Origin of the sequence: Novosphingobium indicum, assembly GCF_014645195.1 — a bacterium.
Lineage (GTDB): Bacteria > Pseudomonadota > Alphaproteobacteria > Sphingomonadales > Sphingomonadaceae > Novosphingobium > Novosphingobium indicum.
Genome location: NZ_BMLK01000076.1, coordinates 1 through 2,503, shown reverse-complemented (window position 1 = coordinate 2,503; position 2,503 = coordinate 1). Strand labels below are relative to the sequence as shown.

Here is a 2,503-nt window from a genome sequence, read left to right as displayed (position 1 = left end):
GGCGTAGGGCGTAGCCCGGAGCCGGATCAGCAGGTGGCGATGGCGCCCTTTTCAGGGGCGTTTCTGGTGGTCGCGGCCGGTCAGGTACTCAGAGGCATAACTTCGCGAGAGGGGATGCCGCGGATGCCGGGCCGCCACGTCAACGATCATCAGATGAGGCTCTACATGAAGCTCCGACAGACCCACGCCGTGCCGGTGGCGGCCGCCAAGGCCGGTATCAGCCCGGCGACGGCATATCGCATCGAGGGAGATCCTCGGCTCCCATCTCAAAGACAGGCGCAGCGAGAGCGACGGCGCCCTGACCCATTAGCCGGGATATTCGAGGAAGAGGTCGTTCCCTTGCTCCAGGCTGCGCCTGGCGTCCGGGTGGTTGCCATTTTCGAGGAGATGCTGCGCCGGCATCCTGATCTCGATGCAGGCATCCGACGGACATTGGAACGACGTATCCGGGCATGGCGGGCCATTCATGGCCCTGAACAGGAAGTGATCTTCCGGCAGGTGCATGAGCCAGGACGGCTCGGCCTATCGGACTTTACCGAGATGAAGGATGAGGAGGTAACGGTCGCCGGCGTGCCGCTCGATCATCGCCTCTATCATTTTCGGCTGATGTGGTCGGGCTTCGAACACGCCCATGTCATTCTGGGCGGCGAGAGCTATGTCGCTTTGGCCGAGGGGCTGCAAAACGCCCTGTGGGCCGTCGGCGGCGCCCCGACCGAGCATCGCAGCGACAGCCTGTCAGCCGCGTTCCGTAACCTGGATGCCGACGCCCGGCAGGATCTGACGCTGCGCTATGACGCCCTGTGCGAGCATTATGGCATGACGCCCACGCGTAATAACCGCGGGGTTGCCCATGAGAATGGCGGGATCGAGAGCCCGCACGGGCATTTGAAGGCGGCGATAAAGGACGCGCTGCTGATGCGCGGATCGCGGGACTTCGATGATCTGGCGAGCTATCGGCACTTCATCGACGAGGTCGTCAGCCGCAAGAACCGGCGCAATGGCCCGCGCATCGACGCCGAGCGTGCGGTATTGCAACCGCTACCCGGCGCCCGCACCAGCGATTATGAGGAGACGATCGTCACGGTCACATCGAGCAGCAGCTTCACCCTTCGCAAGGTGTTCTACACCGTGCCCTCACGGCTGATCGGACACAGGCTACGGGTCCGGCTTTACGATGACCGGCTCGATCTCTTCATCGGCGGCACCCACCTGATGACGCTGCAGCGGGGACGGTCCTTCAACAATGGTGCCCACGGCCATGTGGTCGATTATCGGCACGTCATCCATAGCCTTCGGCGCAAACCGATGGCGCTCCTGAAGCTGGTCTATCGTGATCAACTGTTCCCACGGGAGCCTTATCGGCAGATCTTCGATCGGCTCATTGCCGCGTTGCCGGAACGGATCGCTTGCCGGCATATGGTCGAACTGTTGGCCATGGCCCACGAAAGGGCTTGCGAAGCCGAACTTGCTGATCTGCTGGCCGCCGACGTGGCTGCCGATCGTCTTCCTGACATGGATGCCTTGCGGACACGCTTCGCTCCCGATCCGGCGGCGCTTCCCGATGTCGTTGTGGAACTGGTCCCCCTTACCACCTACGATGTTCTTCTGACGGGAGAAGCCGCATGAGCCGGAACGCACCCGCTATCGACGCCCAGCGCCTGAGCCTCATCCTCAACGACCTGCGCCTGCCGGCGATCAAACTGGTCTGGTCCGACTTCACCACGCGGGCTGACAAGGAAGGCTGGCCTGGCGCCCGGCTGCTTGCGGCGCTCGCCGAGCATGAGATCGCAGAACGGGATCGTCGCCGGATCGAAAGGCATCTGGGCGAAGCCCGCCTGCCACCAGGCAAGACTCTCGACAGCTTCGCCTTCGACGCGGTGCCGATGATCTCGCGCGCCCAGGTTACGGCGCTGTGTTCTGGTGATGGCTGGCTTGAAAAAGGCGCAAACCTCATCCTGTTCGGTCCACCGGGCGGGGGTAAAACCCATCTGGCAGCCGCAATCGGCCTCGCGCTGATCGAAAATGGCTGGCGCGTCCTGTTCACCCGCACCTCCGATCTGGTCCAGAAACTTCAGGTCGCCCGCCGTGAGTTGGCGCTCGAGGCCGCGATCACCAAGCTGGACAAATATCATCTGCTGGTCCTCGACGACCTTGCATATGTGACCAAGGATCAGGCCGAAACGTCCGTCCTCTTCGAGCTGATCAGCGCACGGTACGAACGGCGCTCCACGCTCATCACCGCAAACCAGCCCTTTGGCGAATGGAACCGGGTCTTCCCCGATCCCGCCATGACGCTCGCCGCAGTGGACCGCCTTGTTCACCACGCGACGATCTTCGAGATGAACGTCGAAAGCTATCGCCGCCGTTCCGCGCTCCAGCGTCAATCACGCGCTGGCCGGCCACCGACCTTCGCGACAATCAAGTCGACCGAGGAAATGTCGCGCGCCGACAATCAAACCTGCGAGTAACGGCTTGCCAGCGTCAATCAAAGCAGGCACCACGT

2 protein-coding genes are annotated in these 2,503 nt (G+C 62.8%); both read left to right on the top strand.

Annotation, left to right across the window (positions count from 1 at the left end; translation table 11 throughout):
- Window positions 1-123: 123 nt before the first annotated feature.
- A complete protein-coding gene (gene istA, locus IEX64_RS24090) occupies window positions 124-1,626 on the top strand; it encodes an IS21 family transposase (protein ID WP_066522224.1) in 1,503 nt (500 codons plus the stop codon).
- Entirely contained in the window at window positions 1,623-2,468 is an 846-nt protein-coding gene (gene istB / locus IEX64_RS24085) for an IS21-like element helper ATPase IstB (protein ID WP_066522210.1), read from the top strand. The genes istA and istB overlap by 4 nt, the downstream gene beginning before the upstream one ends.
- Window positions 2,469-2,503 lie beyond the last annotated feature (35 nt).

Bases quoted from the DNA above. Each gene is read 5' to 3' on its own strand.
- istB (WP_066522210.1), top strand. From the start codon at position 1,623: ATGAGCCGGAACGCACCCGCTATCGACGCCCAGCGCCTGAGCCTCATC.
- istA (WP_066522224.1), top strand. From the start codon at position 124: ATGCCGGGCCGCCACGTCAACGATCATCAGATGAGGCTCTACATGAAG.